The organism is Arthrobacter sp. NPDC056493 (genome assembly GCF_042795115.1).
GTDB lineage: Bacteria > Actinomycetota > Actinomycetes > Actinomycetales > Micrococcaceae > Arthrobacter.
Map to the genome: position 1 here is coordinate 1 of NZ_JBHTSL010000107.1, position 6,787 is coordinate 6,787.

The following is a 6,787-nucleotide window of genomic DNA, read 5'->3' on the forward strand; positions in this document are numbered from 1 at the left end:
TTTTTGTGTATACTTCCCCGGCGGGAACTCACCCCCCCAACCGCGCACGCCCCGCCCGCGGGTGGGGGGTGGATCCGGCGGCCGGGACTCGGCTTCTCGTTTGCTTGCGCGGCTATGGCGCCGGGCGGGGGAGTGCGGGAGCTGTTAGTGGGCGGCTGTCGCCGGGGTTTTGTGGACGAGGTAGATGGCGCCGGTGGTGACGTCCTCCTCGAGTGCTTCGAGGGTGCGGCCGCGTGTCTCGGGAACCTGGGTGTAGATGAAGATGAGGGCCAGGATGCCCACCACACCGAACATGAAGAACGTTCCGGTGATGCCGACCGATGCCACCAGGGTGGGGAAGAACAGGCCCAGGAAGGCGTTGGCGATCCAGAGGCAGAAGATGGAGACGCCGATGGCGAAGCCGCGGATGTGCAGGGGGAAGATCTCCGAGAGCATCACCCAGACGGCGATGTTGAGGAACGTCTGCATGGAGCCGACGAACGCCACCACCAGGAAGAGGATCACGAAGGGGCGCGCCGGGTTTCCGATGGGCAGGGCGATGGAGGCGATGCCGATCAGGAAGTGGCAGATGGTGGTCAGGGTGAAGCCGAGGAGCAGGGTGGTGCGGCGGTTGACCCGCTGCATCATGGTCAGTGCGATGACGCCGCCGACGACGGCGATGACGCCGGGGGCGATGTTGGCGATGAGGGCGGCGCGGGAGTCGAAGCCGGCTTCAACCAGCACGGACTGGCCGTAGTACATGATTGAGTTGATGCCGGTCAGCTGCTGTGCCACGCCCAGGCCGATGCCGACGAGCAGGATGCGCAGGATCCACTTGTTCTTCAGTGCGCCCCAGCCGGACAGGTTCATTTCCTTTTCCTCGTCGGCCAGGTGCTTGACGTCGGCCATCTCCGCTTCGGCGCGGTCGGACGAGCGGATGGTCTTGAGTACGGCCAGGGCTTCCTGGGTGCGGCCCCGCGAGATGAGCCAGCGCGGGGATTCCGGCATCCGGAGCATGCCGAGGAACAGGGCGACTGCCGGTACCGCGGCGACGGCGAGCATGATGCGCCAGACGCCGCCGAATTCGCCCCAGATGTTGCCGATGATGGCGTTGACCGCGAACGCGGCGAGCTGGCCGATGACGATCATGAGTTCGTTGCGGCCGGCAAGCGAGCCGCGGATTTCGTAGGGGGCGAGTTCGGCGAGGTACACCGGGACCACGGAGGAGGCGCCGCCGACGGCGAGGCCAAGGATGATACGGCCCACGACCATGACCTCGAAGCTGGGCGCGAACACGCAGGACAGTGCGCCGACGAGGAACAGGACGGCCAGCAGGATGATGGTCTTTCGGCGGCCCCAGGTGTCGGCCAGCCGGCCGCCGCCCACGGCGCCGGCCGCGGCGCCGAAGAGCAGGGAGCTGGTGACGATGCCCTCGGTGATCGGGGTGAGGCCGAGGTCGGCCGTCATCGGCCGGAGTGCGCCGTTGATGACACCCGTGTCGTAGCCGAACAGCAGGCCGCCGAAGGTTGCGATCGTGGCGACCATGCCGAGGCGCTTGCGGTGCGGGCCGTTCGTGAGCGGCGGCAGCGAGGGCGTATGCGCGCCGTCGCGTTGGGCTTGGGTTGCAGACATAAGGACTCCTTTGTCTCAAGTTTGCGGGACGTGTGCCCGCTGTCACATTCAAGACTAACGCGCGAAAGGCTTAAATGTAAGGTCAAACTTACAAATGACTTAATTCTTCGTGGTTTCGCCTCGTGGGAGGATGGCGACATGAGCATTCAGCGGCAGCGCCGGCCAGCCACCCAGGCCGACGTTGCGCGGGAAGTCGGGGTCTCCCGCACGCTGGTGTCCTTCGCCTTCCGTGGCGCCGCGGGCGTCAGCGACGAGACCAAACAGGCGATCTTCGACGCCGCCAGGCGTCTGGGGTACCGGCACAACGCGGCCGCCGCCGCCCTGGCCAGCAAGCAGCGCACCGCCGTCGGGCTTTACCTCCTTGACCTCCGGAACGAGGTCTTTTCGGATGTCCTCAACGGCGTGCGGCTGGCGCTGCCGCAGGCGCGCAACCGGCTGATCCTCAGCGTCTCCCGCTCGATCGGCGGTGAGGACCAGGGTGCCGTTGACTCGCTCATTGAGGCACGGGTGGGGATCATTATTGCCGCGACGCTGCTGGACCCCGATGACCGGGTGAGGGAGCTGGCGCAGATCGTACCGGTGGTCAGCGTGACGCGCCGGGTGGAGGGGGTGGACAGCGTGTACCCGGACGACCGTGCGGGCGCGCGGGCCGCCGTCGAGCATCTCCTTGAACTGGGGCACACACGGATCGCGCATCTGGCCGGGCCGCATATTGACGGACACACCGTCCGCCGGGAAACCTACGAACGGATGATGCGGGCCGCCGGACTGACCCCGCAGACCGTGGCGGCCGATGATTTCACCCAGGAGGCCGCGGAACGTGTGGCGGGACAGCTGCTGGGCGGGCCGGACCGCCCGACGGCCGTGTTCACGCACAACGACCAGTTCGCGCTCGGGGTCCGGGAAACCGCCTACGCGATGGGGCTGACGATTCCCGGGGACCTGTCGCTGGTGGGCTACGACGACTCGCGGACCGCCCGGCTCCACGGCATCGACCTGACCTCGGTGGACCTCCATGCTGTGGAGCTCGGGAAAATTGCCGGAAGCGTTGCTCTGGAGCGGCTCAACGACCCCGCGGCCCCCATCGCGGACAGGTGCATCACCCCGCAACTGGTGGTCCGCAACTCCACGGCCCGCTGCCGCCGATGACCGTGGACCGCGGCACCTGGCGGCCAGGGTCCAGCAGTGCGGCGATGGCGCCGGTAATTTTGGCCCCGCCCTGCACGGAGGGTTCGAGCGCGTTCGCGTAGTCGCCGTCGTGGTTGCAGATGATCCGGAGGTCCAGCAGGCTCAGGCCGCGGGCAAAGGCGGCCCTGGTGACGCAGTCGTTGAAAACCGTGAGGGCGGTCCTGATGATCCGGTAGAAGGGTCCGGCGGAGGGCGTGTCGTAGATGGTGCACACGGCCGCGGGCAGTCCGGTCCCTGAAAGCGCGTCGACCATCAGCTCATAGTCGGCGGCGAACCGGTCCTGGGCATCGGCGAACATGGCCACGGCCTCCGCCACGGATCGTGCGGGTGCTTCGAGCAGGTGGGCGAAGCCGAGCGCATCGTTCCCTCCGGCGCTGACAACGAGGTGGGTGGCATCGTCGGGGACGGCAAGCAGTTGGCGGTGAACCCCGGCGATCACGTCGCCGTCGGCCGCCAGCAGCGTTGCCTTCCACCCCGGCGGGAGGTCGCCGCGCAATTGCTCCACGACGTCGGGCCCGCCGTCAACGTACGCCTTGTTGTCGAAAATCGAGTCCCCGAGGAGGATGATGTGGCCGGCCGCGCTGCTGTCCATGCCGCATCGTCCCACGAAAGGCGCCGCGCTGACGAGGGCCGGGCCAGGACGTGAGTTTTTGTCCAGATATCGCGAGTTGGAGGCCCTCGAAGTCGTGACAAGTGGACGAAAACTCCAGACTGGCAGGCCCTTCCGCGGCCCGGCTTTCCCGGAGGCCTCTTGATTGAACTGCCCGGTCTTGTTGCACTTGAGTACGCAGGTCTGTGGGCACGCACCGTTTCCTCCGGCGATTCCGCGCTCCGACCGCCTACTTCAGGAGACCGCCATGACCGCCGACCCAGCCAGGAAGCCCTCCGTCCTCTTCGTCTGCGAGCACAACGCGGGCCGGTCCCAGATCGCCGCCGGGTTTCTCACCAGCCTGTCCAGGGGAGCAATCGAGGTGCAGTCCGCCGGCATCCGGCCGTCGCACGAGGTCAGCCCGTCCGTCGTCGAGGCCATGGCCGACGTCGGCATTGATATTTCCCTGGCCGTCCCCAAAGCCCTCACCACCGGGGCAGTCCAGGAGGCCGACGTCGTGATCACCATGGGCTGCGGCGACGAGTGCCCGGTGTTCCCCGGCAAACGCTACGAAGACTGGAAGCTCGCCGACCCAACGGGCAGGGGGATCGAGTCGATCCGTCCCGTCCGCGACGAGATCCGGACGCGCGTCGAGGCCCTGGTCACTGAGCTGCTGCCCGCCCGGCACGCCGACGCCCAGTAACAGTTTCCGAGAAGAAGCCTGAACAGAAGGAGCCAGCAGTGAGCAAGAATGCCAAGTCCGAGGACGCCAGCACGGATGAAGCCGGCAGCGCGAAGGTCAGCAACGAGCAGCTGATCATCGTCGGCTCCGGGCCCGCCGGCTACACGGCCGCGATCTACGCCGCCCGGGCCGGCCTGAAGCCGCTGGTCCTGGCAGGCTCGGTCACGGCCGGCGGAGCGCTGATGAACACCACGGAGGTGGAGAACTTTCCCGGCTTTCCCGGCGGCATTCAGGGGCCGGAGCTGATGGACGGGCTGCAGCAGCAGGCGGAGAAGTTCGGCGCGCAGGTGCTGTTCGACGACGCCAGTTCCGTTCAGCTCAAGGGTCACCTCAAGCGTGTGGTCACCGGCGGCGGCGAAACGTACGAGGCCCCGGCGGTGATCCTGGCCACCGGCTCGGCGTACAAGGAACTGGGGCTGGCTGAGGAGAAGAAATTCAGCGGTCACGGGGTGTCCTGGTGCGCCACCTGCGACGGGTTCTTCTTCCGCGACCAGGACATCATCGTGGTCGGGGGCGGTGATTCCGCGATGGAGGAGGCCACCTTCCTGACCCGCTTCGGGAAGTCCGTGACCGTCGTCGTCCGCAAAGGCGAGCTGCGTGCCTCCCGGATCATGGCGCAGCGGGCCAAGGACAATCCGAAGATCACGTTCGCGTGGAACTCGGCCGTCACGGCGATCCACGGCAACGGCAAGGTCAGCGGCGTCACCCTGACCGACACGCGCACGGGCGAAAAACGGAAGCAGCCAGCCACCGGGCTCTTCGTGGCGATCGGGCACGTGCCGCGCACCGAACTGGTTGCGGGGCAGGTGGAGCTCGACGGCGAGGGCTACATCAAGGTGGATTCGCCCACCACCTGCACCAACCTGAGCGGCGTGTTCGCGTGCGGGGACGCGGTCGACCACCGTTACCGCCAGGCGATCACCGCCGCCGGCACCGGCTGCGCAGCGGCCCTCGATGCCGAGCGTTACCTGGCCGCGCTGGAGGACGCGGACAGCATCGCAACTGCATTGGTGGAGGAACCCACCCACGCCTGAGCCCCCGGCCCAACTGACTGGCAGTTGTTGTCGTTTTGAGCCCTGAAAACGACAACTAATGCAAGTCAGTTGGGCAAATTCAAGGGACGGCGGCGGCTGGGGGGGCCGCCCTGGTCTCAGACAGGCGGCACCGCCGCCGGCCCAGCCCCGGTGGTCGACTTTATTATCGTCCTCCCCCGATCCAAAAAGAAGGGAGGAGCTGGCGCTTTCCCAGCCAAACCTGGATACCCCCAAAACTGGCGGCCTGAAGCACCGGTTCGGTGCCGGGGCCCAGCTTTTCCCAAGACCGTGCAGCCAGAATCGAGGGGTCCCGACGGCGGGCAGCGCCTATCCGACGCCGGGCATGGCAGCCGGACCCGCGAGCATTCCCCCACCCAGCCGGATCCGGCTGCCGCTACGCGCACCCCGCACTCGAACGACTTGCGTGGCCTAGATAAATTTCCGCACCCGCCCCCACCCCGGATCATGGGTGTGGTCAACCTGCACATCCTTCCGCGACCGGGCAAACCGGTCGAAGCTGTCCCGTCCGTTCTGGTCCTCAGAATCGCTGTAGTAGTGCAGGACGCGAAGCCCGTTGGACGTTTCTGAAGCCACCATCCTGCCCCGGGGCCCGAGCGCCGACTCCAGGTCCTTTTCGAGTTGGAGGAGTCCCAGCAGCGCCTCCCCGTCCGGCAGCCCGTCGTCCGGCAGCCCGTCACTCCCGGTCCGCCGGTACCTGACCCGGACAGCGGTGTGCAGGTCCAGCAGCGGGTGGTCGACCCAGCGCAACGGCCGCAGCGCGCAGACAATCACCCGGTGCCCCGAGGATGTTTTGGCCTCCCGCATCGTCCACCGGGGGTCCGCGGTCCGGGTTGCCACGGCCTGGAAGAATTCGGGAACGACGGCGGCGGGCTGGCTGTCGCGCGGATCGGTCCGGGTGACGCTAACAGCGCCGACCCATCGCTGGACGTCGTCCTCGCCGAGGAGCCAGTCCACCAGCAGGCGCGCCGCCTGGCGGCAGTCGTTGGTGCCCATGCCCTTGAAGGCCGGGTGGAAGACGGTGAGTTCGGCCAAGGCTCGACGTGGGTCCCAGTCCACCGCAATCCGGGCCAGGCCCAGATCCACCGGCTGGTCCAGGCCTTCGAGGGTGCTGGTGAGCATATTTGGTTGGGGCTCCCTGGCCGCGGCGAATTCCCAGGTCTCAGTGGGCCGGGGAGCCGCCCGCCGCCATCGCTCTGCCAGGACCCGCAGCCGCGGATCCCCGCCGCCGGAGACGCAGAGCCGGTGCCGGGAACGGGCGCCCGGGCCGGTCTCCCAGCGCAGCTCGGGGTGAATCGCCATCACCATGGCCCCGATCATTTCCGGGAGGTCGCCGTAGACGCCTGTCATGACGGCTGCCGTGATAAGGCCGGCACCCGCCACTGACCACCACCGCCAGAAAGCGCCCACGGCTTCCGTCTCCGCTGTGTCGCCCCACTGCCGCACCAACTCCATCGGACCTCCTCGTCGTTCCGGTGTTCGCGCCATCCAATCCTGTTGAAGGATGATGTAACCCCAGACTCAAGAAGAAGGCAATGTCGCCGCAGGTTTCGCACAGGAGTTACTTGGGTTAACGCCGACGGCGGGCCGGCCCCTTAAGGGACC

The 6,787-nt window shown here is 67.4% G+C and carries 6 protein-coding genes; 3 read left to right on the top strand and 3 right to left on the bottom strand.

The window, feature by feature from the left end; genetic code table 11:
• Positions 1-144: 144 nt before the first annotated feature.
• Entirely contained in the window at positions 145-1,611 is a 1,467-nt protein-coding gene (locus ACFQ50_RS24120) for a sugar porter family MFS transporter (protein WP_377998161.1), read from the bottom strand.
• Between the two features lie 138 nt (positions 1,612-1,749).
• Here ACFQ50_RS24120 and ACFQ50_RS24125 point away from each other — a divergent pair, with 138 nt between their 5' ends.
• Entirely contained in the window at positions 1,750-2,760 is a 1,011-nt protein-coding gene (locus ACFQ50_RS24125; RefSeq protein WP_377998162.1) for a LacI family DNA-binding transcriptional regulator, read from the top strand.
• Here the strand turns inward: ACFQ50_RS24125 and ACFQ50_RS24130 are convergent.
• On the bottom strand, positions 2,711-3,391 hold the full coding sequence (locus ACFQ50_RS24130; protein WP_377998163.1) for a GDSL-type esterase/lipase family protein: 681 nt from the start codon (positions 3,389-3,391) through the stop codon (positions 2,711-2,713). The two genes, ACFQ50_RS24125 and ACFQ50_RS24130, sit on opposite strands and share 50 nt — an antisense overlap.
• A gap of 265 nt (positions 3,392-3,656) precedes the next feature.
• Here ACFQ50_RS24130 and ACFQ50_RS24135 point away from each other — a divergent pair, with 265 nt between their 5' ends.
• Complete coding sequence (locus ACFQ50_RS24135; RefSeq protein WP_377998164.1) at positions 3,657-4,091, top strand: arsenate reductase ArsC; 435 nt, start codon at positions 3,657-3,659, stop codon at positions 4,089-4,091.
• A 38-nt stretch (positions 4,092-4,129) separates the two neighbouring features.
• Positions 4,130-5,164 carry a thioredoxin-disulfide reductase gene (gene trxB, locus ACFQ50_RS24140; protein ID WP_377998165.1) on the top strand — a complete coding sequence of 345 codons (1,035 nt, stop codon included), beginning with the start codon at positions 4,130-4,132 and terminating at the stop codon, positions 5,162-5,164.
• Positions 5,165-5,593: 429 nt separating this feature from the next.
• Here the strand turns inward: trxB and ACFQ50_RS24145 are convergent, their stop codons facing one another.
• Positions 5,594-6,637, bottom strand: a complete 1,044-nt coding sequence (locus tag ACFQ50_RS24145; protein ID WP_377998166.1) for a hypothetical protein — start codon at positions 6,635-6,637, stop codon at positions 5,594-5,596.
• Positions 6,638-6,787 lie beyond the last annotated feature (150 nt).

Excerpts from the sequence above, each read along its gene's own strand:
- ACFQ50_RS24120 (WP_377998161.1), bottom strand. The coding sequence starts at position 1,611 with ATGTCTGCAACCCAAGCCCAACGCGACGGCGCGCATACGCCCTCGCTG.
- ACFQ50_RS24145 (WP_377998166.1), bottom strand. The coding sequence starts at position 6,637 with ATGGAGTTGGTGCGGCAGTGGGGCGACACAGCGGAGACGGAAGCCGTG.
- ACFQ50_RS24135 (WP_377998164.1), top strand. The coding sequence starts at position 3,657 with ATGACCGCCGACCCAGCCAGGAAGCCCTCCGTCCTCTTCGTCTGCGAG.
- ACFQ50_RS24130 (WP_377998163.1), bottom strand. The coding sequence starts at position 3,391 with ATGGACAGCAGCGCGGCCGGCCACATCATCCTCCTCGGGGACTCGATT.
- ACFQ50_RS24125 (WP_377998162.1), top strand. The coding sequence starts at position 1,750 with ATGAGCATTCAGCGGCAGCGCCGGCCAGCCACCCAGGCCGACGTTGCG.